The organism is Geodermatophilus sp. SYSU D01119, assembly GCF_054049975.1.
In genome coordinates this window covers 1-25,317 of the sequence record NZ_JBJGYL010000036.1, presented here as the reverse complement: position 1 = coordinate 25,317, position 25,317 = coordinate 1, and the positions used below count along the sequence as shown (strand labels likewise).

The following is a 25,317-nucleotide window of genomic DNA, read 5'->3' as shown; positions in this document are numbered from 1 at the left end:
CCCGGGTGTCGGGAGGGGACCCGCCTGCCGACAACGCCCCCGTGACCCTCCTCCCGCAGGCACCGGTGCCCGCCGGCGACACGGTGCTCGACACGGTGCTCGACACGGTGCTCGACGACGCCATCCGCGGCGTCCACAGCGTCTTCCAGCCGATCGTGGAGCTCGACACCGGCCGGGTGGTCGCCTACGAGGCGCTCGCCCGCGGCCCGGTCGGCCCGCTCGAACGGCCCGACGCCCTCTTCGCCGCCGCCCGCGCCGCCGGCCGGCTGGCCGAGCTCGACGAGGCGTGCCGCGCCGCCGCCTTCCGCGGTGCCGTCGACGCCGCCCTGGTCGCCCCGCTGACGGTGTTCGTCAACGTCGAGCCCGAGGTGCTCGGCACCGCCCCGCTGGCCGACCTGCTCGCCATCGCCGAGCGCGCGCCCGGCCACGTCCGGGTCGTCATGGAGATCACCGAGCGGGCCATCGCCGCCCGCCCGGCCGAGCTGCTGCGCACGGTCGAGCGGGTCCGCGAGCTCGGCTGGTCGATCGCCGTCGACGACGTCGGCGCGGAGTCGATGTCGCTGGCGTTCCTGCCGCTGCTGCGACCCGACGTCGTCAAGCTCGACCTGCGCCTGGTGCAGGAGCGCCCGGGTCCGGAGATCGCCGAGATCATGAACGCGGTCAACGCCTACGCCGAGCGCAGCGGCGCCGTCGTGCTGGCCGAGGGCATCGAGCACGAGGGCCACCTGCGCACCGCCCGCGGCCTCGGCGCCACCCTCGGCCAGGGCTGGCTGTTCGGCCGTCCCGGCCCGGGCGCCGCGCCGGGCCTGACCGTCGGCGAGCTGGTGCTGCCCGGCGCCGGCACCCCGGCCGGCGCCCTCGGCGCGGCGTCGCCGTTCGCCTGCCTCCCCGACGGGACGCCGCTGCGGCGGGCGCCCAAGGCGCTGCTCATCGAGCTGTCCAAGCAGCTGGAGCGGGAGGCGATGCGGCTCGGCGAGACCTGCGTCGTCGCCTCCACCTTCCAGGAGGCGCGGCACTTCACCGTCTCCACCACCCAGCGCTACCGCGACCTGGTCGCCCGCACCGGCTTCGTCTGCGCCCTCGGCGAGGACCTGCCCGTCGAGCCGCTGCCGGGCCTGCGCGGCGCCCATCTCGGCCCCGCCGACCCGGTGCGCGGCGAGTGGGACGTGGCGGTGCTGTCCCCGCACTTCAGCGCCGCCCTGCTCGCCCGCGACCTCGGCGAGGACGGCCCGGACCTCGAGCGCACCTTCGAGTACGCGCTGACCTACGACCGCGACACCGTCTCGGCCGCGGCGCAGTCGCTGCTGTCGCGGGTGGCCCCGCGGGTCGGCCCCGAGGCAGGGCTGCCCACTCCGCCGGCCGCGCACGTCCCGGCCGCACCCGTGAGCCGGCCCGCCGGCGGTCTCGCCGTCGGCACCACCAACGCCGAGGTGCTGCTGCGCCGGGCGCTGGAGGCCACGCCCAGCGGCGTGACCGTGGTGGACATGCGGCTGCCCGACCAGCCGATCGTCTACGCCAACGCCGCGTTCCGGGAGCTCGCCGGGCTGGCCGCGGAGGACATCCTCGGCCGCAACTGCCGGCAGCTGCAGAGCCCCGACGCCGACCCCGCCGCCGTCGCGCGGATCCGGGCCGCCGTCGCCGCGGGCGAGTCCTGCCGGGAGACGGTGCTCAACGTGCGCGGCCCCGGGCGGGAGCCGTGGTGGAACGAGCTGCACCTCGCGCCGGTGCACGACGCCGACGGCACCGTCGTCCAGTACATCGGCGTCCAGGTCGACGTGAGCGCGCGTGGAGGCCGAGCGGGCGCTGGTGCGCGAGCGCGACCGCACGTCCGCGGCGCTGGCCCGCATCCAGGAGCTCGCCTACACCGACCCGCTCACCGGCCTGCCCAACCGGCGGCGCCTGGAGGAGCAGGTGGAGGCCGCGATCTGGGAGGCCCGCGCCCGCGGCGACTCCCTCGGCCTGCTGTTCGTCGACCTCGACGGGTTCAAGGCGGTCAACGACGCCCTCGGCCACGCCGCCGGGGACGAGCTGCTGCAGGTGGTGGCCGGCCGGCTGCGCGACCGGGTCCGCCGGCGCGACCTGCTGGCCCGGCTCGGCGGCGACGAGTTCCTCGTCGCGCTGCCCGACCTGCACCCGGAGACCGCGGCCGCCGAGGCGGCGCGGGTGGCCGACGAGCTGGTCGCCTCCATCCGCCGCCCGGTCCCGCTCATGGGCACCGAGGTGACGGTGGGCGCGAGCATCGGGGTGAGCGTCTGCCCGGCCGACGGCGTCGTGTTCGCCGACCTGCTGCACCGGGCCGACCTGCGGATGTACGAGCGCAAGGCCGCCTCGCGCGGTGCGGCCGCCCGCGCCGCCACCGCACGGGCCGCGGCCGCGGCGGTGCCACCGCCGGCGGCGCCCGTGCTCGGCTGACCGGGGAGGGTCCGGCCGGGCGGGGGACGGAGGGGGACGGCGCGGTCGCGCCGTCCCCCTCCGCGCGTTCGGATGGCGCCCGTGCCCGCTCCCCGGCGCCGCCCGCCGACCCCCCTCCTGGCGGGCGCTGGCGCTGCTCGCGCTGCTGGCCGTGCTGCCCGGGTACGCCGCCGACCTCGTCTCCACCTGGAGGGCCGGCACGACGGTCGGCGTCGGCTGGCCGCTGGTGGTGCTGGTCGCCGCGGTCGTGGTGGCCCGGCGCCGGGCGGCCGGGGACCCCGCCGCCCGGGACGTGCCCCGCGGTGAGGTGCGGTTGTCGCCGGCGATGTCGCCCGAGGTCGTGATCTCGGCGTCGCCACGCCGTACTCGCTGCACCTGCAGCTGCGGACGAGCCTGACGCTCGTCGACGCCGTCGTGCTGGTGACGGTCTTCGTGCCCTACGCCCGCCGGCTCGCCCAGGCCCCCGCCGAGGAGCCGGACCTGATCGGCACCTCGCGCTGGATGGGCGAGCAGCCCAGGCGCCGCCGGCGCACCTGGGTGGGCGGGGTGTTCGCCGTCGCGGCGCTGGTGGTCCTCGCCTGCGCGGAGCACTTCACCGAGTCGCTGGTGGAGACCGGCACGACGCTCGCCGTCGACGAGTTCCTGCTCGTGCAGTGGGTGGCGCGCTGGCCAGCGAGGCGCCCGAGCTCGTCGTCGCCTGCCTCCACGCCGCGCGGCTGCGCGCCTCGGACTCCCTCGGCACCCTGCTGTCGAGCAAGGTCAACCAGTGGACGCTGCTGGTGGGCACCATCCCGCTGGTCCTCGCGCTGAGCTCGACGTCGATCTCCGGCCTGCCGCTGGACACCCAGCAGCGCACCGAGCTGCTGCTCACCGCCGCCCGGTCGCTGTTCGCCGTCTCCCTGCTGGTGTGCCTGCGGCTGACCGCCGTCGGCGCGGCGACGCTGTTCGTGCCCTTCGCCGTGCAGTTCGCCGGCAGCATCGTGCTGTCCCCCGGCGCCGACCGGGTGCTGGTCCTCGTGCTCTCCGGCGTCTACGTGGCGCTCGCGCCGGCCCGGTCGGCGCTGCGCGCCCGCACCACCCGCCGGCTGGCGCGCGACGGCACGGTGACCCCGTACGCGGAGCTCGAGCCGGCCCGACCCGGCCTGCGGCTCAGCGGAAGGCCGCCGCGGCCTCCTCGACCCTCGCGATCGTCTGCGTGCACCCACAGGTCGTCGTCCCCGGCGTCGGGGTCGTCCCAGACCATCGGCTCGGGGAACGGCCGGCCCATGACGCCACCGAGGTAGCCGGCCTGCACGCAGGCGAGGTGCTCGAGCAGGCCGAGCAGGTCGGTGCCGGTGGCCGTCAGCGGCCGGCGCACGTCGTACCCCGAGAGCCCCTCGAGCTTCCACAGCAGCGCCTCGCGGGCGGAGGTCAGGGAGCGCAGGAGGGTGGCCTCGGCCGCGTCGTCGTCCGCGCGGGCAGCGTCTCAGCCCTGCGCGAGCTGCGTGGAGTAGAGGCAGATCGCCGCGGCGGCGGCCAGGTTGAGGCTCTCGGCGCGGCCGCGCATCGGGATCCGCACCCGGGCGTCGGCGGCCGCGGCCAGCTCCGGCGGCACCCCGCGCGCCTCGTTGCCGAACAGCCACAGCACCGGCCCGGCGAGGACGTCGCCCAGCCCGTCGAGGGAGGCCTCTCCCCCGCCGTCGGCGGCGAGCACGGTGACACCGCGGGCGCGCAGGTCGCCGACCAGCGGCAGCAGCGGCGCACCGCGGACGACGTCGAGGTGGAACAGGCTGCCCGCGCTGGAGCGGACGGCCTTGCCGCCGTAGGGGTCGGCGGACCCGGCGCCGAAGACCACCGCGCCCGCGCCGCAGGCGTCGGCGGTGCGCAGCACGGTGCCGGCGTTGCCCGGGTCGGCGAGGCCGGCGAGGGCCACCGCCAGCGACGGCGGCTCGGCCGCCAGCCGCCCCGCGGGCAGGTCGCGCAGGGCGCAGACGGCGACCAGGCCCTGCGGCGTCACCGTCTCCGACAGGCCGGCGGCCGCCTTCTCGGTGACCAGCCGGACCGGGACGGCGGTGGCGACGAGGAGGTCGCGGTGCGCGGCGGCGGCGGCCTCGGTGGCGAAGACCTCGCGGACGGCGGCCGGGTCGGTCCCGGCCAGCGCGAGCGCCTCGCTGACGGCCTGCCGGCCCTCGGCGAGGAAGGCGCCGGCCTCGTCGCGGCCGGCCCGGCGGGTCAGCTTCCGCGCGGCGGCCACCCGCCCCGAGCGCTCGGTCAGCAGCTCGCTCACGTCGTCGTCCTCCCCTCCCGTTCCGCGAGATCCGCACACTCGGGGCTTCTCGCACCCGGAGAGCCCCGAGTGTGCAGATCTCGCGGGATCCACTCCGACCCCGGACACGCCGACGCCGCCGGCGCCGGCCCCGGTGGGCCGGACGCCGGCGGCGTCGGGAGGCGGAACGTCAGGCGGCCTGCTCGCCACCCGCCGGAGCGGCGGCGACGGCGGCGCGGGCGGTCTCCACCAGTGCGGCGAAGGCGGCCGGCTCGTTCACCGCGAGCTCGGCGAGCACGCGGCGGTCGAGCTCGATGCCGGCCAGCTTCAGGCCCTGCATGAACCGGTTGTAGGTCATGTCGTTCTGACGCGCGGCGGCGTTGATGCGGGTGATCCACAGCTTGCGGAAGTCACCCTTGCGCACCTTGCGGTCGCGGTAGTTGTAGGTGGCCGAGTGGAGGATCTGCTCCTTGGCCTTGCGGTACAGGCGCGAACGCTGACCGCGGTAGCCGCTGGCGGCCTCGAGGGTCGTCCGGCGCTTCTTCTGGGCGTTGACCGCCCGCTTCACGCGTGCCACGTGAGTACTCCTTGATCGTTACGGGAGGCGGGGGCTCAGATGCCCAGCAGCTTCTTGACGGTCTTGGTGTCGGCCGGGCTCAGGACCTGGTCCTTCTCCAGCCGGCGCTTGCGCCGCGAGGACTTGTGCTCGAACTTGTGCTGGTTGTTGGCCTGCTCGCGCATGATCTTGCCGGTGCCCGTCACGCGCACCCGCTTGGCGGTGCCCTTGTGGGTCTTCTGCTTCGGCATGTCCTCGTCGTCCTGTTCGTGGGTGTCGGCGCCGCGCGGCAGCACGGGGCTGCCGCGACGGCGCCGGCCGTCTCGGTGGTGCGGTCCTGCGGTGCGCCGGTCAGGCCGTCGGGGTCTGACCCTCGGCGGCCCGCTCGGCCTTGGCCTGACGGCGGGCGCCGTCGGTCGCGGCCTGGTTCCGGTGCGGGGCGATCACCATGACCATGTTGCGGCCGTCCTGCTTCGGGTTGGACTCGACGACGCCCAGTTCGGACACGTCGCCGGCCAGCCGCTGCAGCAGGCGGTAGCCCATCTCCGGGCGCGACTGCTCGCGACCGCGGAACATCACGGTGATCTTGACCTTGTCGCCCGCCTTGAGGAAGCGCTCGACGTGGCCCTTCTTGGTCTCGTAGTCGTGCGGGTCGATCTTGAGGCGCAGCCGCATCTCCTTGATGACGGTGAGCGCCTGGTTCCGCCGGGCCTCGCGGGCCTTCTGGGCGGACTCGTACTTGAACTTCCCGTAGTCCATCAGCTTGACGACCGGCGGCCGGGCCATGGGCGCGACCTCGACGAGGTCGAGCTCGGAGTCCTGCGCCAGGCGCAGCGCCTCGCCGATCGGCACGATGCCGACCTGCTCGCCCTCCGGTCCGACCAGGCGGACCTCGGGGACGCGGATACGGTCGTTGATACGGGGCTCGGTGATGGCCTCTCCTCTGCAGTTCACACGGGAGGAGCCGCCCTCCGGGACCGGAGACGACGAGGGCCCCGTGAGCTGTGCGCTCACAGGGCCCGTCTCGCCGGTACCGCCCCGGCCCACGGGTGGGCCGGGTACGTCGCGGGACGCCGGCCGGGGCGGGCCGGCGTCTCGCGAACCGGGGACCTGGGCGCCTCGGCGGCGCCAGGTGGGAGCGGGCTCCTCTTGGGTCAGCGGCCCGGGGCGGGGCCGCTGGAGTGGTTCACGCGCCTCGTGTAGCGGGGAGGCACGCACATGCTACAGCGTCCGGGGGCCCCGGGTCATTCCCGGGCCTCCCACTCGTAGAGCAGGGGGCCCGGGTCGGGCCTCGGGTGCGCGGCGCGGTGGGCGGCCAGCAGCGCCCGCAGGCCGTCGACGGCGTCGAGCGCGCGCTGCCGGTCGACGGCCTGCACGGCGAGGACGGCGACCTCGTCGTCGTTGGTGAGCTCGAGGCTCGCCCACGAGGAGTCCCGGTCGAAGCGCACCGCCCGCACCCGGTCCCAGCCCAGCTCGTGCTTCACCAGCACGTTGCGGACCCGCACGCCGTCGGTGTCGGCGTCGACCCGGGACGCGCCGACCAGCATCACGCCGCCGCCGACGAACAGGCCCAGGCCGACGATGGCCACCTGGTCGACCAGGCCGAAGGTGACCACGCCGGTCGAGGACTCGGTGAGCAGCACCGCGACGACGACCATCACGGCCACGACGACGACGGCGGCGGCGGCGCAGATCAGCCGCAGGCGGCGCGGCGTGGCGGACACGGGGACGGCGGGCGGCGTCGGCGGCGTCGGCACGGCTCCCATCCTCCCAGCCCGGCGGCCGGGGTCGGTGGCAGAGTGCCGGCATGCAGAGGACCGGCGCGGGGGGACCGGCGTGGAGGTGACCGGGGCCGCGCAGCAGGCGGCGTGGCGGCAGCGCACGGTGCCGGGCGTCGAGCGGGTGCGCCCGGGGCTGTGGTCGGTGCCGGTGCCGCTGGCCGGGCCGCTGCGCTGGGTCAACGCCTACGTCCTCGAGCTGGCCGGCGGCGGGCTGGGGCTGGTCGACACCGGCTGGGACGCCGACGACAGCTGGGCGGCGCTGTGCGCGGGCCTGTCCGGCATCGGGGCCGGCGTCGCCGACGTGCGCGGCGTGCTGGTCACCCACATGCACTTCGACCACGTCGGCCTGGCCGCCCGGGTGCGCGAGGCCTCCGGAGCCTGGATCGCGATGCACCCGGCCGACGCGCGCGGCCTGGCCACGCTGACCGGCCGGGCGCCGGAGCTGTCCACCGAGACCGAGGTGGCCTTCCTGGTCGGCCTGGGCGCGCCGGAGGCCGACGCGCGCGCCGACGCCGGCACGCCGGAGCAGCGCGCGCAGTGGCACCGGCTGGCCCGCCCCGACCGGCTGCTGGAGGACGGCGACCGCGCCGACCTGCCGGGCTGGTCGCTGCGCGCGGTGCACACGCCGGGGCACACCGCCGGGCACCTGTGCTTCGCCGACGAGGACACCGGCCTGCTCTTCGCCGGCGACCACGTCCTCCCCCGCATCAGCCCCAACATCTCCACCCACGCCGGCGGCCCGGCCGACCCGCTGCGCGACTACCTCGCCTCGCTGGAGGCGGTCGGCGCGCGGGAGCCCACCGAGGTGCTGCCCGGCCACGAGTGGCGGTTCCGCGGCCTCGGCGAGCGCACCCGCGAGCTGCGCGCGCACCACGAGCGCCGGCTGGCCGAGCTGCTGGCCGCCGTCCGCGCACATCCGGGCAGCACGCCGTGGGACCTCGCCGCGCAGCTCACCTGGTCGCGCCCGTGGTCGGAGTACGCGCGGCGGATGCGCATCTTCGCCGTCACCGAGACCGACGCGCACCTGCGGCTGCTGGCCAGCCGCGGGCTGGTGGTCGGCGACGGCGGCGCGGTGCCCACCTGGACGGCGGCGGCCCTGCGCTGAGCCGCGGCCCCGCCGCGGCACTAGCCTCGGGGGGCGGACCACGTCCACCCAGAGCCGGTGCCGGGGTGGCCGCACTCCTGACGAGGTGCACCCATGCGCCCTGACGCGTCCCGGCACCTCCCGCTGGCCGACGAACTGTCGGTCGTCTTCGCCCGCATGTCGGGCCTGCTGCTGTCCGAGGAGACCGTCGAGACCTCGCTGGAGCTGCTCAGCGCGCTCGTCCTCGAGACCGTCCCGGGGGCGGCCGGCGCCGGGGTGTCGATCGTCGACGAGCTGGGCCGCCGCTCGGCGGGCGCCACCGACCGCCGGGTCGAGCAGGCCGACGCCCTCCAGTACGAGCTCGACGAGGGGCCGTGCCTGGCCGCGGTCGCCGGCCGGCAGCTCGTGCGGGTCCCCGACCTGGCCACCGAGACCCGCTGGCCCCGCTGGGCGGCCGGGGCGGCGCGGCTGGGCCTGTCCGCGGCACTGAGCGCCCCGCTGGTCGCCGGGGAGCGCACGCTGGGCGCGCTCAAGGTCTACGCCGACGCCCCCGGCGTCCTCGACGCGCACACCGAGCGCCTGGTGACCATGGCCGCCGCGCAGGCGGCGATCCCGGTGGCCAACGTGCAGCACCGGGAACGGGCCCGCCGGACCAGCGACGAGCTCCGCCAGGCGCTCGCCGTCCGCGACCTCGTCAGCACGGCCAAGGGCGTGCTGATGGCCCGGCACGGGATCAGCGAGGAGGCCGCCCTCGGGATGCTGGTCGCCCGCTCCGGCGGCGAGGCCGGGACCCTCCGGCAGGCCGCGCGCACCGTGGTCGACTCCGCCGTCCGCCGGCGCCGCTGATGGAGCGGTCCGGCCCCGTGCCGCCGTCCGAGCAGCTGGCGGCGCTGCGCGCGGCCAAGGCCATGGCGGGTCTCGACGACGAGCAGCTGTGGGTGCGGTACTTCGCGCTCGGCGGGAACGCCGACCTCATGGCCGTCGAGGCCCACCTCGGCGGCGTGCTCCCGCTGCCGCCCGTCGACGGCGACCTCCTGGCGCTCGCGGTCAACGAGCGGCTCGACGAGCTCGTCACCGCCCGGCGGGTCCCCTACACCCGCCCGCAGTACCGCCACCGTCCGACCACCGGCCCGCTCGCCGCCCTGCTCCAGCTGCTGGACACCGCGAGCACCGCCTCCCCCGACCGGCTGCCCGCCCTCACCGCCGACGCCGGCCGGATGCTGGGCGTGGACGTCCTCGTGCACGTCGTCGACGACCAGCAGCGCCGGCTGTGGCGGCTGCCGTGCGACGGCGAGCCCGCCGGGGAGCCGATCGCCGTCGAGGGGACGCTGCCCGGGCGCGTCTTCCAGACGGGCACCCCGCTGCCGTCGGAGGGGCACGGCGTCCCGCGGCTGTGGGTCCCGCTGGTCGACGGCGCGGACCGGCTGGGCGTCCTGGAGGTGCGGGTCGGCAGCGCGGCCGAGCTCGAGGACCCGGGCCTGCGCGCCCAGTGCCGCTGGCTGTCCACCCTGGTCGGCCACCTGATCACCTCGATGGGCCCCTACGGCGACGCGCTGGAGCGCGCCCGGCGCACGGTGCGGCGGTCGGCGTCGGCCGAGCTGATCTGGCAGCAGCTGCCGCCGCTCACCGCGGCCTCGGAGCAGTTCGTGCTCGCCGGGCTGCTGGAGCCGGCCGAGGACGTCGGCGGGGACGCCTTCGACTACTCCCTGTCCCGCCAGACGGTCTCGATGGCGGTCTTCGACGCGATGGGCCACGGCCTGCCCGCGGGGCTCATCGCCGCCGGCGCGCTGGCGGCCTACCGCAGCGTGCGCCGCGACGGCCGCAGCGTCTTCGAGCAGGCCCTCGCCGTCGACGAGGTGGTCGCCGCGACGTTCCCCGGCAGCTCCTTCGTCACCGGCGTCCTGGCCGAGCTGGACACCGCCTCGGGCCGGCTGCGCTACGTCAACGCCGGCCACCCCCCGCCCCTGCTGCTGCGCGGTGGCCGGGTGGTCAAGGAGCTCCGCGGCGGGCGGCGGGTGCCCTTCGGGATCGAGGCCGACGGGGTCACCGTCGGCGAGGAGGTGCTCGAGCCCGGGGACTGGCTGGCCGTCCACACCGACGGGGTCACCGAGGCCCGGGACGCCTCGGGGGCCTGGTTCGGCGAGGAGCGGCTCGTCGAGTTCCTGACCCGGGCGGCCGCCGCGGGGCACCCGCCGCCGGAGACGGCCCGCCGGCTGATGCGGGCCCTGCTCGAGCACCAGGGCGGCGTGCTGCAGGACGACGCCACCGTGCTGCTCGCCTGCTGGGACGCCGGCCGTCCCTGACCGGGTCCCGACACACGCCCGCAACGCCGACCCGCCACCATGGTGCGGTGACCGCTCCCCAGCCCGACCCGGCTCCCGCGGACCCCCCGTCCGCGGACGCCCCGCCCGCGGACGCCCCGCCGGCCGGTGCACCGGCCCCGCTGGCCGGGTACACCGTGGCCGTCACCGCCGCCCGGCGGCGCGAGGAGCTCGGCGCCCTGCTCGACCGCCGCGGCGCCCGGGTGGTCTACGCGCCGGCCATCCGGATCGTGCCGCTGGCCGACGACGCCGAGCTGGTCGCGGCCACCGAGGCGGTGCTGGCCGCGCCGGTCGACCTGGTCGTGGCGACCACCGGCGTCGGGTTCCGCGGCTGGCTGGAGGCCGCCGAGGCGTGGGACCTGCCGCTGGTGGAGCACCTGCGCACCGCCCGGGTGCTCGCCCGCGGCCCCAAGGCGCGCGGCGCGATCCGCGGCGGCGGGCTGGTCGACGCGTGGTCGCCGGCGTCGGAGTCCTCGGCCGAGGTGCTCGAGCACCTGCTGTCCGGCGCGGAGGGCCCGCTGGAGGGCCGCCGCGTCGCCGTCCAGCTGCACGGCGACCCGCTGCCGGAGTTCGTCGACGCGCTGCGCGCCACCGGCGCCGAGGTGCTGACCGTGCCGGTGTACCGGTGGGTGCTGCCCGAGGACGTCGGCCCCCTGCGCCGGCTGGTGGGCACGGTGGCCGCCCGCGGGGTGGACGCCGTCACCTTCACCAGCGCCCCGGCCGCGGCCAGCCTGCTGTCGGTGGCCGCGGAGACGGGACAGCACGACGCCGTGGTGGCCGCGCTGAACAGCGGGGTGCTGCCGGTCGCCGTCGGGCCGGTGACCGCCGGCCCGCTGGAGGCGGCCGGGATCGCCACCGTGCAGCCGGAGCGCTCGCGGCTCGGCGCGCTGGCCCGGGAGGTGGTGGCCCGGCTGCCCGAGCGCGACCCGGTGCTCGACGTCGGCGGCGCCCGCCTGCAGGTGCGCGGGTTCGCCGCGGTGCTCGACGACCGGCTGGTGGAGCTGCCGCCGGGGTCGATGGCGGTGCTGCGGGCGCTGGCGGTGCGGCCGGGCGCCGTCGTCGCCAAGGCCGACCTGGTGCGCGGACTGCCCGGCGGCGGCGACGGGCACGCGGTGGAGATGGCGGTGACCCGGCTGCGCGCGGCGCTCGGACCCGGCCTGGTGGAGACCGTCGTCAAGCGCGGCTACCGGCTCGCGGTGTGACGCGAGATCTGCGCACTCGGGGCTCCTCGCAGCGCGAGAGCCCCGAGTGCGCAGATCTCGCGGAGCTCAGACCCCCGCCATGCGCGAGGTCGGGCGCAGGTAGACCGCCCAGGTGACCAGCACGCAGACGGCGTAGAAGCCGATGAACACCAGGTAGGCGGCGTCGCCGCTGCCGGTGGTGAGGAACGACTGGCGGAACGCGAGGTTCACCAGCACCCCGCCGAACGCCCCCACCGCGCCGGCGATCCCGATGAGCGCCCCGGACATCCGCAGCGCGTGCCGGTCGGCGGCGGCCGGGTCGCCGCCCGCGGCCACCGCCTGCTGCGCCTGCCTGCGGAACACCGCCGGGATCATCTTGTAGGTCGACCCGTTGCCCATGCCGCTGAGCACGAACAGCAGCACGAAGCCGACGACGAACAGCGGCAGCGACCCGACCCGGCTGGCGGTGAACACCACGGCGGCGCCGGCGGCCATCGCGATGAAGGTCCAGAACGTGATCCGGGCGCCGCCGAAGCGGTCGGCCAGCGAGCCGCCGAAGGGGCGCACGAGGCTGCCGAGCAGCGGGCCCAGCCAGGTCAGCGACGCCGCGGCCAGCGGGGTGGCGAAGTCGGCGGCGAACTGGTTCTGCAGCACCTGGCCGAAGGCGAAGCCGAAGCCGATGAACGAGCCGAACGTGCCGATGTAGAGGAACGCCATCACGTAGGTGTGCGGCTCGCGGGTGGCCTCGCGCATGGCCCGCGGCTGGTTGCGCGCCGTCGTCAGGTTGTCCATGAGCAGGGCCGCGCCGACGGCGGCGACCACGATGAGCGGCACGTAGACCAGCAGCACGATCCGCGGGTGCTCGACCCCGGCGGTAGCCAGCACGAGCAGGCCGACCAGCTGCACGACCGGGACGCCGAGGTTGCCGCCGCCGGCGTTGAGGCCGAGCGCCCAGCCCTTGAGCCGGTCGGGGTAGAAGGCGTTGATGTTGGCCATGGAGCTCGCGAAGTTGCCGCCGCCGACGCCGGCGAGGCAGGACACCACCAGCAGCGTCGAGTAGGAGACACCCGGCTCGAGGACGACGGCGGTGGCGACGGTCGGCACGAGCAGCAGCGCGGCGCTGACGATCGTCCAGTTGCGGCCGCCGAACGTGGCGACGGCGAAGGTGTAGGGCAGCCGCACGAACGCGCCGAGCGCCGTGGGCAGCGTGGTGAGCAGGAACTTGCCGGCCGGGTCGATGCCGAACACCGGCTCGGGCAGGAAGAGCACGAGCACCGACCACAGGCTCCAGATCGAGAAGCCGACGTGCTCGGAGAACACCGAGAAGAACAGGTTGCGGCGGGCGACCCGCTTGCCGGTCGTCTCCCAGAACTGCGGGTCCTCGGGGCGCCAGTCGTCGATCCAGCGCCCGCCGCGGGGCGGGCTCGGCGGCGCGGGGGCGGCGGGTGGCGCGGTGCGCGTGGGGGCGGCCATGGGCGGGAGCGTCGCGGCCCGCGGTTTCCCCGCCGTCGCCGCCGGGGAGAACTCCTGTTCCGATCTGCTCACCGCCCCTGCCCCGCTGTGGTGAGGCGGCCGCCGTCGGGGCGGCGCGGGGTGCCCGCCTCGGCCATGATCGACGGCGTGGAGCAGCAGACGGGGACGCCGGGACGCGGGCTGGTGGAGGCCGGCGAGCTGGTGGCCGGGTCGATGGCGCGCGGCGCCGCCGGGCTGCTGTTCGACCCCGCGTCGGCGCGGGTGCGCCTGGACGCCGGGCTCGCCGCGTGGCTCCGCCGCACCGCGAGCGCCGCCGACGCCGAGCCGCCGTCCCCGGTGTCGACCCGCGGCCGCTGCCGCGCCGGCGCCGCGCTGGCCTTCGCCACCGAGCTGTCGGTGACCCGCGCCGCGCAGGGCCGCACCGTGCGCACCGACGGCTTCCTCGTCCCGGGCCCGGGCGAGCGCGCGCCGGCCGACGAGGTGGGCGAGGCGGTCGTGCTCGCCGCCCGCGCCACCGCCGAGGAGTGGCGGGTGCGCCACCTGGGCTACCTGCTCGCCGAGGCCGCCGTCTCCCCCGACCTCGACCCCGCCGTCGTCGCCCTCGGGCTGCGGCTGGCCACCGGGCTCACCGGCCGGCAGTGGGTGCTGCTGGCCGCCGTCGGCCGGCGCGAGCGCATCCCGCTGCCGATGACGCCGGTGCCGCGGGACCCGCGGGGCTGGACGGCCTGGGGCGCCCTGGAGGACCTCACCGACCTGCAGCGCGACGGCCTGCTCGACCCGCCGCCGGCCACCCCGCGCCCCGGCGGCGCGGCGCTGCCCCGTCTGCGCCCGGCCGACCTGCGGCTCACCCGCCGCGGCGTGCTGGTGCACCGGCTGCTGGCGCTGGACTTCGTCCGGGACCAGGCGGTCGCCGACGCACTCGCCGACCTGGCCGGCTGACCTGGCCGGCTGACCCGGCGCGCTCCTGGGCTCGGGCCGTGACCGTCGTCCTCGTCGTGCTCACGGTGCTCGTCGTCGCGGGCCTGGTGCTGCTGCTCGGCGGCCAGCGCGGTGGCGCCCCGTGGACGAGCGCCGACCCGCCGGGCCGCGGCGGCGACCCGCACCGGGTCGACCCGACGCACGCCGACGGGCGGGCCGCGGTGAACCGCAACAGCTGGATGCTCGGCGGCGGGGGCAGCGGCGGCTGATCGTGACCGTCCCGTGACCTGCCGCTGTGGGTCTGCCGGGGGCCCCACCGCGTGTAGAGGGTGACGGCGACCGGCGGGAGGCACGGGGTGGACCAGCGGGGATCCGGGGACACGTGCTTCGAGTCCTTCGTGTCCCGCGAGCAGGCGGGGCTCCTCCGCCTGGCCGTGCTCCTGACCGGGGACCGCGGCCACGCCGAGGACCTCGTGCAGACGGCGTTGCTGCGCACCTACCGGCACTGGGACCGCGTGGCCGGCCGCGGCGACCCGACGGCGTACGTGCGCCGGGCCGTGGTCACCGCGCACACCAGCTGGCGGCGCCGGCTGTCGACCGGCGAGCAGGTGGTCGAGAGCGTGCCCGACCGGGCCGGCCCGGCCGACGTGCCCGACGGCGACGAGGAGCTGCGCGCGGCGCTGCGCACCCTGCCGCCGCGGATGCGCGCCGCCGTCGTCCTGCGCTACTACGCCGACCTCTCCGAGCAGCAGGCCGCGCAGGCCATGGGCTGCTCGGCGAGCGCCGTGAACACCCAGACGACCCGAGGGCTGGCCCGGCTGCGCGCGCTGCTCACCCCGCCCGTGCCCGTGCCCGGGGAGGGCTCCCGATGGACGACCTGACCGACCGGCTGACCCGGCTCGCCGAGCGCACCGCTCCCCCGCCGCGGGAGGACCTCGCCGCCGCGGTGGTGCTGCGGCACCGGCGCGACCGGCGGCGCCGCACCGGGATCGCCGCGGTCGCCGTCGCGGTGGCGGCCGTGGTGGTGGCGGTGCCGGTCGTGGTGCGCGGCGGGGACGACCCCGTCCCGGCCACGGGCGTGGCCGCCCCGGGCGGGACCGCGGCCGGCGTGCTGGACGAGCCGACCCGCGGCTCGCTGGCCGGGGACGCCGCGTTCGTCGACGGCGTCCGGCGGCTGCCCTGGTCGGGCGAGGACGCCGGCGTGACCGAGCCCGCCCTGGACGGCCGGCACGTCGTCTTCGCGGGCGAGGTCGCCGGCCAGCGGTGGGCCCTGGTCGCCGCCCCGAACGGCACGCAGCCCGCGCCCCTCGTGCCCGACCCCGAGCTGGAGACCGACCTCGGCGCGCGCGGCGGGACCGTCGTCGCCTGGTTCACCGGCCCCGCCGGCGCGGCGCCGGAGCAGATGACGGTGCACGGCGTGCCGCGCGCGGTCGACCCGTCGGCGCCGCTGGCCTCCACCGACCCGGGGACCGGCGCGGTGGTGGTGGTGACCGCGCCGGGCGACGCGGTGAGCGTCTCCGAGCGGCCGGAGGTCGCCGCCGACGGCACCGTCTCCCGCACGTGGGCCCGGGTCGACGCCCCCGACGGCGTCGCGGTGGTCGACCGCGGGCCGTCCGCGCTGCCCTCCGACGCCGCCTTCCGCTACCGCGTGGAGCGCGACGGCACCGTGGTGGTCACCTCCCCGCCGGACACCCCCGGGACCGACGCGCCGCCGGCCGACCTCGACGTCACCTGGGCCCGCCCGCAGCCGCCGGCCGCGCCCGGCGACGAGATGCTCCGGGCCGAGATGGACGCCCTGCTCGCGCGCACCGGGCTCGCCTCGGACGACGTCGCCTTCACCGTGCGGTGGGCCGGTGACGTGCCCGCGCCCACCGTCGGCACCGCCCGCGTCGCCGTCTTCACCGCGACCCTCCCGTCGGGCGCGGTGTACGTCGGGTCGACGGCCGGCGTGGCCGTCGACCGGACCGGCAGCGCCGGCTGGACCTGCGGCTCGGAGCTGCGGCCCGCCGGCGACCGCGTGGTGGCCGCGGTGTGCCGGGTGACCGACGCGAGCGCCGACTCGCCGGTGCTGGCCACCCTGGTCGTGGTGGCCCCGCCCGGGGCGGCGTCGGCGCGGCTGCTCGACACGGCCGGCGGCGTGCTCGGCGAGGTGCCGCTCGACGGCGGCGTCGCGGCGGTCGGGTCCCCGCCGGACGGGCTGGCCTCGGTGGAGACCCTCGACGCGGCGGGCGCGGTGCTGGAGCGCGCCGAGCCGCTCGGGGAGGCGTCGCTCGAGTGAGGGCGCCGCTGCTGCTGGCCGCCGTCCTGCTCGCCGGGTGCGCGGGGGCGCCGGGCGGCCCGGGCGGCCCGGGGGGCGTCGTCTGCCCCGCGATCGGCTGGACCAACGGGCTGCGCGTGGAGCTCACCGGCGACTGGGGCGAGCCCGCCCCCGCGGCGGTGCGGGTGGCCTGCGCGGGCGGGTGCGGGCAGGTGGTCCGCGAGGACGCCGACCCGGTGCCCCGCGCCGGGGGAACGGTCGCGCTGACCGGCACGACCGCCGGCGTCCCGGTGGACATGACGACGCCGGACTCGGCCGCCGTCGCCGTGCTCGCCGCCGACGGCACCGTCCTGGCGCAGGCCGAGCGCGACCTCGACTGGGTGCGGGTCGGCGGCAGCGCGGCGTGCGGTGGGCCGATGGAGGCGGTCGTCGCGGTGGCCGCGCCGTGAGCGCTCAGGCCGAGCGGGCGTAGGCGGCGGGCGTCGTCGCCAGCATCCGGCGGAAGTGCCGGGTCAGGTGCGCCTGGTCGTGGAAGCCGACGGCCTGGGCGACGTCGGCGGCGGGCATCCCGGCGAGCAGCAGCCGCCGGGCGCGGTCGACCCGCCGCCCGGTCAGGTAGCGGTGCGGCGGGAGGCCGTGCCGGCGGGTGAAGGCGCGGACCAGGTGGGTGGCCGAGACGCCGAGGTCGGCGGCGGCCGCCTCCAGCGGCAGGCCCTCGACCAGCCGGGCGTCGAGCAGGTCGCGCAGCCGGTCGGCGACCCGGTCGTCGCGCACCGGGTCCGGCGCGGCGACGGCGCGGTCGAGGTGCTGCGCCAGCCGCTCGACGACGAAGGCCAGCCGGCTCGCGGCCTCGAGGTCCTCGGTCGCCGGCGTGAGCGCGGCGTGCAGCCGCGACACCCGGTCGCGCAGCACCGGGTCGGCGAACGCCGGCCGGTCGACGGCGCGGCCCACGCGCTCCTCCCCCAGCGTCGCCGGCTCCAGGTAGAGCACCCGCTTGCGGAAGCCGCCGGGGAACTGCGACCGGCCGTCGTGCGGGACCCCGGGCGGCAGCAGGGTGACCGCGGCCGCCGACGCGCCGTGCGGGTGCCGGTCGAGGTCGTAGCGGACGGCACCGTCGTCGACCAGCAGCAGCGTCCAGGCGTCGTGGGTGTGCGGTGGGTAGACGTGGTCGGTGAACCGGGCGTGGAAGACCTCGGTGAGCCCGGGGACCGCCGGCCGCCAGGCGACGACGTCGGCTGCCACGTCAGGAACGTACAAGAACGCCGCCGCCTGCCGGACCGACGCTGGGGGCATGGAGACCACCGCCGTCGAGGGGACCACCGCCGTCGAGGAGACCGTGGACGTCGGCCCGCCGTGGCCGACCAAGATCGCCGTCGTGCTGCGGGAGGGGCTGCTGCCGTGGCAGGAGCTCAACGTGACCGCGTTCCTGTCCAGCGCGGTGGCCGCCGCGGTGCCCGAGCTCATCGGCCGCCCCTACGAGGACGCCGACGGCACCGGCTACCTGGCGATGTTCCGCCAGCCGGTGCTGGTGCTCACCGCGTCGGGCGAGGTGCTCGCGCGCGTGCGCACCCGGGCGCTGGAGCGCGGGCTGCCGACGTCGGTGTTCACCGCCGACCTGTTCGCCACCGGCGGGGACGCGGAGAACCGGGCCGCGGTGCGGGCCGTGCGCGGCGCCGAGCTCGACCTGGTCGGGCTGGCGCTGCACGGGCCGAGGAACGCCGTCGACAAGGTCACCAAGGGCGCGCGCATGCACGCCTGAGCGCGGCAGGATGCGGGCGGGACCGACGTCGCGGAGCCCGCGCGGCCCGGGTGTGCGCTCACACGGCCGACGCGCGGGGCGGTGACCCCGGGAGCCGCACACCCGCCGTCGACCTGTGCACGCAGCGCGGTCCCGGACCCCCGCGGACCGCGCTGCGTGCACGGAACGGCTCAGACCTCGACGACGAGCAGGCCGTCGGTCTCGCGCACCGGGTACAGCGTCAGCGGGCCGGCGCCGCCGGTCGAGGTGCCGTCGGTCCAGCGGAACCCGTAGAGGTGCAGCGGGCAGACGAGCACGTCGGGGTCGGTCTGCCCGTCGGCCAGCGGTCCGCCGGCGTGCGGGCAGGCGGCCTGGGTGGCGTGCAGCGAGCCGTCGCGGAGCCGGAAGACAGCGACCTGCACGCCACCGGCGACGAACGCCCGCCCCTCCCCCGGCGGCACGTCCTCCGCCCGGCCGACGACGTGCGCGCGACCGCCGGCGGGGGCGGCCGGGCCGGGAACGGCGACGTCGGTGGCCGGCGACCCGAGCCCGGTGCCGGGCGTGGTGGGGGCGGCGACCTCCAGGTGCGGCGCGCTCACCGGACCGGCACCTGCGGCAGCGGGACCAGCGGCAGCGACGTCGCGAACTGGCCGGGTGTGGCGGGCGTCCGCCCGTCCTGTCCCCACGGGTCGCGGTAAGCGTCGACCGAGCGCTGCATCGCGGCGTCGAGGTCGGCGCAGATCCCCTCGGCGTCCTCGAGCAGCACGCGCCGCAGGTGCTCCAGCCCCACCCGCGGCACGAAGTCGTAGGTGCGCTCCAGCCAGTTGGCGTTCTCCCGGTAGTACTGCAGGAACCGGCCGGTCAGCTCGAGCACCGCCTCCGGGGAGTCGACGGTGGCGAGCAGGTCGCCCTTGCGCACCGTGGCCCCGGCCGCGCCGCCGACGTACACCTCCCACTTGCCGTTGCCGACCGCCACGACGCCGACGTCCTTCACGTAGGCCTCGGCGCAGTTGCGCGGGCACCCGACGACGGCGAGCTTCATCTTCGCCGGGCTCTCGATGCCCTGGAACCGCGTCTCCAGGTCGACGCCGAGCTGGGTGGAGTCGCCGAGACCGAAGCGGCAGAAGTCGCTGCCCACGCAGGTCTTCACCGTGCGCATGCTCTTGCCGTAGGCGTACCCCGACGGCATCCCGAGGTCCTCCCAGACCGCCGGCAGGTCCTCCTTGCGGACGCCGAGCAGGTCGATGCGCTGGCCGCCGGTGACCTTGACCATCGGCACCTCGTACTTCTCGGCCACCTCGGCGATGCGCCGCAGCTGCGCGGGCGTCGTCACCCCGCCCTTCATCTGCGGGACGACGGAGAAGGTGCCGTCGCGCTGGATGTTGGCGTGCACGCGGTCGTTGACGAACTCGGCGTCCTTCTCCCGCACGAAGTCGCTGCCCCACACCATCTTGAGCAGCGAGGTGAGGCCCATCTTCGAGCGGGCGTCCTCCTTGCCGCCGGGGGCGAGCGCGGCGAAGACGGCCGAGACGCTGCGCAGGTCCTGCTCGCGGATCGCGGCCACGAGCGCCGGCTTGGCCAGCGGGATGCCGGGGACGTACCAGGACGCGGCCGGGTCCTCGGCCACCTCGCCGTCGGCGGCCCACTCCACGACCTGCTTCACCAGCGACTTGCACGACCCGCAGCCCTTGCCGGCGCGGGTGCGGTCCATGACCGCGCCGACGCTGCCGCAGCCGTCGGCCACGGCCCCGCAGATCGCGCCCTTGGTGACGCCGTTGCAGTTGCAGACCTGCGACTCGGCCGGCATGTCGGCGACGCCGACCTCCTCCTTGCCGTCGGAGAGGTCGACGAGCAGCCGGATGCGCTCCTCGGGCAGCGCGGTGCCGCGGTCGAAGGCCTGGGTCAGGTAGGCGACCTTGCGGGTGTCGCCGAGCAGCGTCGCGCCGACCAGCCGGTCGTCGCGGATCACCACCGACATGTGCACCCCGCGCCGCGGCTCGGAGATGACGAGGAACTCGTCGGAGTCCCGCTCCGGCGCGTTCACGCCCATGGTGGCGACGTCGACGCCGGCCACCTTGAGCTTCGTCGCCGTCCGGCTGCCGTGGTACTCCGCCGTCGGGTCGGTGCCGGTGAGGACGTCGGCGAGCACCGTCGCGTGCTCCCAGGCGGGGGCCACGAGCCCGTAGACCGAGCCGCGGTGCTGGGCGCACTCGCCGATCGCGTAGACGTCGGGGTCGTCGGTGCGCAGCTGGTCGTCGACGACGATCCCGCGCTCCACCTCCAGGCCGGAGCGGACGGCGACGTCGGTGTGCGGGCGGACGCCGGCGGCGACGACGAGCAGGTCGCAGTCGATCCGCCGCCCGTCCTTCAGCACCACGCCCTCGACGGCGTCGGTGCCGAGCACCTCGGTGGCCAGCACGTCGAGGTGCACGGTGATGCCGAGCGCCTCGACGCTCCGCTTGAGGATGGCGCCGGCCTCGGCGTCGAGCTGGGCGTTCATGAGGTGCGGCATCGCGTGCACCAGCTCGACGGCCAGCCCGTGGCCCTGCAGCGCGCGGGCGGCCTCCAGGCCGAGCAGCCCGCCGCCCATGACGACCGCGCGCCGGCAGCGCCGGGTGGCGGCGAGCATGTCGCGCGTCTCGTCGATGGTGCGGAAGCCGTACACGCCGGGCAGCAGGCCGCCGTCCGCGCGGCGGACCCCGGCCATCGGCGGGATGAAGCTGCCGCTGCCGGTGGCCAGCACCAGGTGGTCGTAGGGGGTGGCGGTGCCGTCGCCGGCGTAGACGAGCTTCGCGGCGGTGTCGATCCGCTCCACCCGGACGCCGGCGCGCAGCGTGACGTCGTTGTCGGCGTACCAGTCGTGGCTGTTGAGGACGATGTCGTCCTCGTGCGTCTCGCCGGCCAGGACCGGGCTGAGCATGATCCGGTTGTAGTTGCCGTGCGGCTCGTCGCCGAACACGGTGATCCGGAACTGCTCGCCGCCGCCGCGCTCGAGCACCTCCTCGACGAACCGGGCGCCGGCCATGCCGTTGCCGACGACGACCAGCCGCGCGCGGGCGTCGAGCCCGTCGTCCACCGCGATCGTGGTCAGCCCCTCGGGCCGGCCGCCGAGCACCGCCGTCATCACACCTCCACCAGGCCCAGGTCGACGACGAGCTCGCCGGTCACGCCCTCGGGCGCGGCGGCGTGCAGCTCCACGACGGTGCCGCCGGGCAGGTCCTCGACCACCCGCAGCGGCACGTGCACGTCGCCCTTGGCGCCGATGGGGAACCAGCGCATCGGCTCGCCGTCGCGCACGAGCAGCACGTAGACCAGCTCGCCGGTGGAGTTGCCGCCGCGGAAGTACAGCGCCTGGGCGGTGGCGCCGGCGGGCACCTGGTAGCGCAGGGCGGGGTCGACCGGGCCGGGCTTGGCCAGGCCCTCCCCGGTCAGCGGGAACACGCCCTGCAGGAATCGGGGGCTGCTTCTCACGGGATGGCTCCTCCTCGGGCTCCGGGACGGGGGCCGCGGTGCGGGCGGGACGGGACGGGCGTGCGGGCGGGGTGCGGGCTGGGTGGCCGCGTCCGGCGCCGGGAGGCGCTCGGCGGGGCCGCCGACCCGGGTGACGGCGACCGCGCAGACCTTGAAGGCCGGCATCCGGCTGACCGGGTCGAGCGCTGGGTCGGTGAGCGCGTTGGCGCTGGAGCCGCCGCCCCAGTGGAACGGCGCGAAGACCGTGTCGGGGCGGATGGCGTCGGCGACGGCGGCGGCGAAGCGCGCCCGGCCGCGGCGGGTGGCCAGCTCGACGACGTCGTCGTGGGCGATGCCGAGGCGGCGGGCGAGGTCGGGGTGCAGCTCGGCCCGGGGCATCGGCGCGACCAGCTGCAGGCTGCGCGTGCGGCGGGTCTGGGTGCCCGACTGGTACTGGGCGAGCACCCGGCCGGTGGTGAGCACGTACGGGTAGTCGTCGTCGGGCTGCTCGTGCGCCTCGACGTGGTGCACCGGGACGAACCGGGCGCGGCCGTCGGGGGTGGCGAAGCGCTCGGTGAACAGCCGCGGGGTGCCCGGGTGGGCCGGCCCGTCGTCCGGGGCGCCGGGGCACGGCCAGAAGACGCCCTGCTCGGCGTCGATCCGGTCGTAGGTGATGCCCGAGTAGTCGGCCGCTCCCCCGGCGCTGGCCCGGCCGAGCTCGGCGAAGACGGTCTCCGGGTCGGCGGAGAAGCCGCGGGCGCCCAGCCGCTGCGCCAGCTCGGCGAGCAGCGCCAGGTCGTCGCGGACGCCGTCGGGCGGGTCCAGCGCCCGCCGCCGGCGGATGACCCGGCCCTCGAGGTTGGTCATCGTCCCGGACTCCTCGGCCCACATGGCGCTGGGCAGGACGACGTCGGCGAGCTCGGCGGTCTCGGAGAGGAAGAAGTCGCTGACGGCGAGGAAGTCGAGGTCACGCAGGCGGCTCACGACCCGGCGGGCGTCGGGCGCGGAGACGGCGACGTTGGAGGCGAGCACCAGCAGCGTGCGCACCCCGCCGTCGGTGCCGAGCGCGTCGAGCAGCTCGAAGGCGCTCCTGCCCGGCACCGGCAGGTCGTCGGGGTCGACGCCCCAGACGGCGGCGACGTGCGCGCGGTCGGCCGGGTCGGCCAGCTTCCGGTAGCCGGGCAGCTGGTCGGCCTTCTGCCCGTGCTCGCGGCCGCCCTGCCCGTTGCCCTGGCCGGTGAGGGTGCCCCAGCCGCTGCCGGGCCGGCCGGGCAGGCCGAGGGCCAGCGCGAGGTCCAGCCACGCGGTCGCGGTGTCGGTGCCCGAGCGGTGCTGCTCGGCGCCGCGGGCGGTGAGCACGACCGCGTTCTCCGCGCGGGCGAGGGCGGTGACGGTGCGCCGCAGCTGCGCGACGGGCACGCCGGTGATCCGCTCGACCCGGTCGGGCCAGTAGGAGGCCACCGCGTCGCGCACGGCCTCGAATCCGGTCGTGCGCGCGGCCACGTACGCCTCGTCGACCAGACCCTCGGCGATCGCCAGGTGCAGCAGACCATTGGCCAGCGCCAGGTCGGTGCCCGGCAGCGGCTGCAGGTGCAGCCCGGCGTGCCGCGCGGTCGCCGTCCGGCGGGGATCGACGACGACGTGCAGCGCGCCCCGCTCCCGCCCGGCGTCGAGGTACTGCATGGCCGGCGGCATGGTGTCGGCCGGGTTGCTGCCCACCAGGACGACGACGTCGGCGCCGGCGAGGTCGGCCAGCGGGAACGGCAGCCCGCGGTCGAGGCCGAGCCCGCGCACGGCCGCGCCGGCGGCCGAGGACATGCAGAAGCGGCCGTTGTAGTCGATGGCGCTGGTGCCCAGCGCGACCCGCGCGAACTTGCCGAACTGGTAGGCCTGCTCGTTGGTCAGCGAGCCGCCGCCGAAGCAGCCGACGGCGTCGCGGCCGTGCTCGGCCTGGGTGCGCCGGACCGCGGCGACGACGCGGTCCAGTGCCTCGTCCCAGGTCGACTCGACCAGCGGGCTCGTGCGGTCGCCGGGAACGGCGCGCACCAGCGGGCGGGTGAGCCGCTCGGGGTGGTCGAGCAGCTCCGGCGCGGACCAGCCCTTGGCGCACAGCCCGCCGCGGTTGGTCGGGAAGTCCAGCGGCACGAGGGTCGCAGGCCGGTCGCCGGCGGTCACCGCCATCCCGCACTGCAGCGAGCAGTACGGGCAGTGCGTCTCGGTCGTCCGCGTGCGGGGACCGGCCGGGACGGCGCTCGGGACGGGGGCTGCGGGCACGTCCAGGAGCGTCGCGGAGGGCGGTTTCCCCGTGGCGGCAGCGACGTCAACCGTGCGTTCCGGAGACCTCACCGGCGGTGCCCGGTCGCGGTGCGGCCCGGGACGGAGGGGAGGATCGGGGTGCCGCCGACGCGAGGAGGGAACCGTGCCCGGCTCCGACGACACGATCCCGATGCGACGTCACGACCCCGACTCGCCCGAGGCCCGGGCCGGCGCGGCGGCCGTGGTCCCCGCGGGGCCGCCCACCTCCGGGCGCGCGCCGCTCGACCGCCGCCGCATCCTCGGCGCGGCGATCGCGTTCATCGACCGGCACGGGCTGGCGGCGCTCACCATGCGCCGGCTGGGTGCGGAGCTCGGGGTCGAGGCGATGGCGCTCTACCGCTACGTGCCCGGGCGGGAGCAGCTCCTCGACGGCGTCGTGGAGACCGTCATCGACGAGCTCTACGGCGACCCGGACGTGCACCTGGAGGCCGCCGGCGGCTGGCAGGACTACCTGCAGCGGCTGGCGCACGGGGTGCGGCGGATCGCGCTGGCCCACCCGGACGTCTTCCCGCTGGTGGCCACCCGCCCGCCGGCCGCGCCGTGGGTGCGCCCGCCGCTGCGCAGCCTGCGCTGGGTGGAGTCGTTCCTCACCGCCCTGACCGCCAGCGGCTTCTCCGCCGAGGCCGCCGTCGCCGCCTACCGGGCCTACTCCAGCTTCCTGCTCGGGCACCTGTTGTTGGAGGTGTCCCAGAAGGGGGTACCCATCAACGCGGAGGACGAGCCGGAGGGCGTGCCGGACACCGGCACCGACCTCTCGCAGTACCCGCTGGTGGTGGAGCTGGAGGACCTGCTCTCGCGCGACGAGTCGGCCGCGGAGTTCGAGGAGGCCCTGGAGAACCTGCTGGAGCGGCTCGAGAGCGTCCGCCGGCTGGGCCGGGTCCCCGGCGACGAGAACGGGTTTACGTCGTAAAGCCGCGGGGCATCCCCAGGGTGGCCCGCTGACCCCCGGCGCACCGCCGCGAGCGGGAGCGGGCCGTACCCCGAACCCCTTCCGCGAGGAGCAGCACCCGTGATCTCAGAGCAGCAGATCAGCGACGTCATCGGCAGCACGGCCGTCGGCCCCGACGGCAAGCACGGCACCGTCGGCGAGGTCTACCTCGACGACGAGACCGGCCGCCCGGAGTGGGCCACCATCCGCACCGGCCTGTTCGGCACCAAGGAGGCGTTCGTGCCCCTGGCGGACGCCACCGTCTCCGGCAGCGAGCTGCGCCTGCCCTACGACAAGGACCGGGTGAAGAACGCCCCGCACGTCGACGTCGCCGGCGGGCACCTGTCCCCGCAGGAGGAGCAGGAGCTCTACCGCTACTACGGCCTCGGCACCTCCGGCACCACGACCGGCCAGGGCACGACGACCGGCCAGGCGACGACCGGCCAGGCGATGACCACCGGCACCACCACGCAGACCACCACCGGGACCACCGGCCGGGACCGCGACGGCGACGGCGTCTACGACGACGTCCGCGGCGCGGTGGGCCACGACACCTCGGGCCCCACCACCGACAACGCGATGACCCGCTCCGAGGAGCACCTCAACGTGGGCACCCAGCGGGTCGAGGCCGGCCGCGCCCGCCTGCGCAAGTACGTC

General features: G+C 76.8%; 25 protein-coding genes and 1 pseudogene. 14 read left to right on the top strand and 12 right to left on the bottom strand.

The window, feature by feature from the left end:
* Positions 1-5 precede the first annotated feature (5 nt).
* Positions 6-1,727 (top strand): annotated as a pseudogene (locus ACI79X_RS21090) (EAL domain-containing protein); the annotation flags it as partial.
* 58 nt (positions 1,728-1,785) lie between these two features.
* Positions 1,786-2,412: a diguanylate cyclase domain-containing protein gene (locus ACI79X_RS21085; protein WP_457027390.1), complete on the top strand. Its 627-nt coding sequence runs from the start codon at positions 1,786-1,788 to the stop codon at positions 2,410-2,412.
* Positions 2,413-2,849: 437 nt separating this feature from the next.
* Here ACI79X_RS21085 and ACI79X_RS21080 read toward each other — a convergent pair whose 3' ends face one another.
* The 7 genes from ACI79X_RS21080 to ACI79X_RS21050 form a co-directional block, all read right to left on the bottom strand.
* Positions 2,850-3,032, bottom strand: a complete 183-nt coding sequence (locus tag ACI79X_RS21080; RefSeq protein WP_457027375.1) for a hypothetical protein — start codon at positions 3,030-3,032, stop codon at positions 2,850-2,852.
* A gap of 410 nt (positions 3,033-3,442) precedes the next feature.
* Positions 3,443-3,802, bottom strand: a complete 360-nt coding sequence (locus ACI79X_RS21075) for a mycothiol transferase (RefSeq protein ID WP_457027389.1) — start codon at positions 3,800-3,802, stop codon at positions 3,443-3,445.
* A gap of 75 nt (positions 3,803-3,877) precedes the next feature.
* On the bottom strand, positions 3,878-4,678 hold the full coding sequence (locus ACI79X_RS21070) for a TrmH family RNA methyltransferase (RefSeq protein ID WP_457027374.1): 801 nt from the start codon (positions 4,676-4,678) through the stop codon (positions 3,878-3,880).
* Between the two features lie 169 nt (positions 4,679-4,847).
* Positions 4,848-5,234 carry a 50S ribosomal protein L20 gene (rplT, locus tag ACI79X_RS21065; RefSeq protein WP_093579784.1) on the bottom strand — a complete coding sequence of 129 codons (387 nt, stop codon included), beginning with the start codon at positions 5,232-5,234 and terminating at the stop codon, positions 4,848-4,850.
* A 35-nt stretch (positions 5,235-5,269) separates the two neighbouring features.
* On the bottom strand, positions 5,270-5,464 hold the full coding sequence (gene rpmI, locus ACI79X_RS21060) for a 50S ribosomal protein L35 (RefSeq protein ID WP_457027373.1): 195 nt from the start codon (positions 5,462-5,464) through the stop codon (positions 5,270-5,272).
* 100 nt (positions 5,465-5,564) lie between these two features.
* Entirely contained in the window at positions 5,565-6,167 is a 603-nt protein-coding gene (infC, locus tag ACI79X_RS21055) for a translation initiation factor IF-3 (protein ID WP_457027372.1), read from the bottom strand.
* A 290-nt stretch (positions 6,168-6,457) separates the two neighbouring features.
* Complete coding sequence (locus ACI79X_RS21050) at positions 6,458-6,979, bottom strand: PH domain-containing protein (protein ID WP_457027371.1); 522 nt, start codon at positions 6,977-6,979, stop codon at positions 6,458-6,460.
* A gap of 70 nt (positions 6,980-7,049) precedes the next feature.
* Between ACI79X_RS21050 and ACI79X_RS21045 the strand changes: the two genes are divergently transcribed.
* From ACI79X_RS21045 to ACI79X_RS21030, 4 genes are all read left to right on the top strand, one after another.
* The gene (locus ACI79X_RS21045; RefSeq protein WP_457027370.1) at positions 7,050-8,099 is read left to right on the top strand and encodes an MBL fold metallo-hydrolase; all 1,050 of its coding nucleotides are present in this window, start codon (positions 7,050-7,052) and stop codon (positions 8,097-8,099) included.
* 93 nt (positions 8,100-8,192) lie between these two features.
* Positions 8,193-8,924, top strand: a complete 732-nt coding sequence (locus ACI79X_RS21040) for a GAF domain-containing protein (protein ID WP_457027369.1) — start codon at positions 8,193-8,195, stop codon at positions 8,922-8,924.
* A gap of 17 nt (positions 8,925-8,941) precedes the next feature.
* Positions 8,942-10,381, top strand: a complete 1,440-nt coding sequence (locus ACI79X_RS21035) for a PP2C family protein-serine/threonine phosphatase (RefSeq protein WP_457027368.1) — start codon at positions 8,942-8,944, stop codon at positions 10,379-10,381.
* A 47-nt stretch (positions 10,382-10,428) separates the two neighbouring features.
* Complete coding sequence (locus ACI79X_RS21030; RefSeq protein WP_457027367.1) at positions 10,429-11,601, top strand: uroporphyrinogen-III synthase; 1,173 nt, start codon at positions 10,429-10,431, stop codon at positions 11,599-11,601.
* A 66-nt stretch (positions 11,602-11,667) separates the two neighbouring features.
* Here ACI79X_RS21030 and ACI79X_RS21025 read toward each other — a convergent pair whose 3' ends face one another.
* Complete coding sequence (locus ACI79X_RS21025; RefSeq protein WP_457027366.1) at positions 11,668-13,053, bottom strand: nitrate/nitrite transporter; 1,386 nt, start codon at positions 13,051-13,053, stop codon at positions 11,668-11,670.
* Positions 13,054-13,200: 147 nt separating this feature from the next.
* On the opposite strand from ACI79X_RS21025, the gene ACI79X_RS21020 reads away from it, so the two are divergent.
* The 5 genes from ACI79X_RS21020 (at position 13,201) to ACI79X_RS21000 (ending at position 16,677) form a co-directional block, all read left to right on the top strand.
* On the top strand, positions 13,201-13,992 hold the full coding sequence (locus ACI79X_RS21020; RefSeq protein WP_457027365.1) for a hypothetical protein: 792 nt from the start codon (positions 13,201-13,203) through the stop codon (positions 13,990-13,992).
* Between the two features lie 38 nt (positions 13,993-14,030).
* Positions 14,031-14,240, top strand: a complete 210-nt coding sequence (locus tag ACI79X_RS21015) for a hypothetical protein (protein ID WP_457027364.1) — start codon at positions 14,031-14,033, stop codon at positions 14,238-14,240.
* An 87-nt stretch (positions 14,241-14,327) separates the two neighbouring features.
* The gene (locus ACI79X_RS21010) at positions 14,328-14,852 is read left to right on the top strand and encodes a SigE family RNA polymerase sigma factor (RefSeq protein WP_457027363.1); all 525 of its coding nucleotides are present in this window, start codon (positions 14,328-14,330) and stop codon (positions 14,850-14,852) included.
* Positions 14,840-16,249 (top strand): hypothetical protein, encoded by a 1,410-nt coding sequence (locus ACI79X_RS21005; protein ID WP_457027362.1) that lies wholly within the window; start codon positions 14,840-14,842, stop codon positions 16,247-16,249. Before ACI79X_RS21010 ends, ACI79X_RS21005 begins: the two co-directional genes overlap by 13 nt.
* Complete coding sequence (locus tag ACI79X_RS21000) at positions 16,246-16,677, top strand: hypothetical protein (protein WP_457027361.1); 432 nt, start codon at positions 16,246-16,248, stop codon at positions 16,675-16,677. The genes ACI79X_RS21005 and ACI79X_RS21000 overlap by 4 nt, the downstream gene beginning before the upstream one ends.
* Before the next feature lie 4 nt (positions 16,678-16,681).
* Here the strand turns inward: ACI79X_RS21000 and ACI79X_RS20995 are convergent, their stop codons facing one another.
* Positions 16,682-17,470: an AraC family transcriptional regulator gene (locus tag ACI79X_RS20995; protein WP_457027360.1), complete on the bottom strand. Its 789-nt coding sequence runs from the start codon at positions 17,468-17,470 to the stop codon at positions 16,682-16,684.
* A 49-nt stretch (positions 17,471-17,519) separates the two neighbouring features.
* On the opposite strand from ACI79X_RS20995, the gene ACI79X_RS20990 reads away from it, so the two are divergent.
* Positions 17,520-17,987: a DUF2000 family protein gene (locus tag ACI79X_RS20990; RefSeq protein WP_457027359.1), complete on the top strand. Its 468-nt coding sequence runs from the start codon at positions 17,520-17,522 to the stop codon at positions 17,985-17,987.
* 170 nt (positions 17,988-18,157) lie between these two features.
* On the opposite strand, the gene ACI79X_RS20985 is transcribed toward ACI79X_RS20990, so the two are convergent.
* The 3 genes from ACI79X_RS20985 to ACI79X_RS20975 are packed head-to-tail and all read right to left on the bottom strand — an operon-like array spanning position 18,158 to position 23,690.
* Positions 18,158-18,565, bottom strand: a complete 408-nt coding sequence (locus ACI79X_RS20985) for a Rieske (2Fe-2S) protein (protein ID WP_457027358.1) — start codon at positions 18,563-18,565, stop codon at positions 18,158-18,160.
* Positions 18,562-21,090, bottom strand: a complete 2,529-nt coding sequence (gene nirB, locus ACI79X_RS20980) for a nitrite reductase large subunit NirB (protein WP_457027357.1) — start codon at positions 21,088-21,090, stop codon at positions 18,562-18,564. Before nirB ends, ACI79X_RS20985 begins: the two co-directional genes overlap by 4 nt.
* Positions 21,090-23,690, bottom strand: a complete 2,601-nt coding sequence (locus ACI79X_RS20975; protein WP_457027356.1) for a molybdopterin oxidoreductase family protein — start codon at positions 23,688-23,690, stop codon at positions 21,090-21,092. The genes nirB and ACI79X_RS20975 overlap by 1 nt, the downstream gene beginning before the upstream one ends.
* A gap of 145 nt (positions 23,691-23,835) precedes the next feature.
* On the opposite strand from ACI79X_RS20975, the gene ACI79X_RS20970 reads away from it, so the two are divergent.
* Positions 23,836-24,642, top strand: coding sequence for a TetR/AcrR family transcriptional regulator (locus ACI79X_RS20970; RefSeq protein ID WP_457027355.1), 807 nt, complete (start codon positions 23,836-23,838; stop codon positions 24,640-24,642).
* Between the two features lie 99 nt (positions 24,643-24,741).
* On the top strand, positions 24,742-25,317 hold a 576-nt coding region (locus ACI79X_RS20965), incomplete at its 3' end, for a PRC-barrel domain-containing protein (RefSeq protein WP_457027354.1).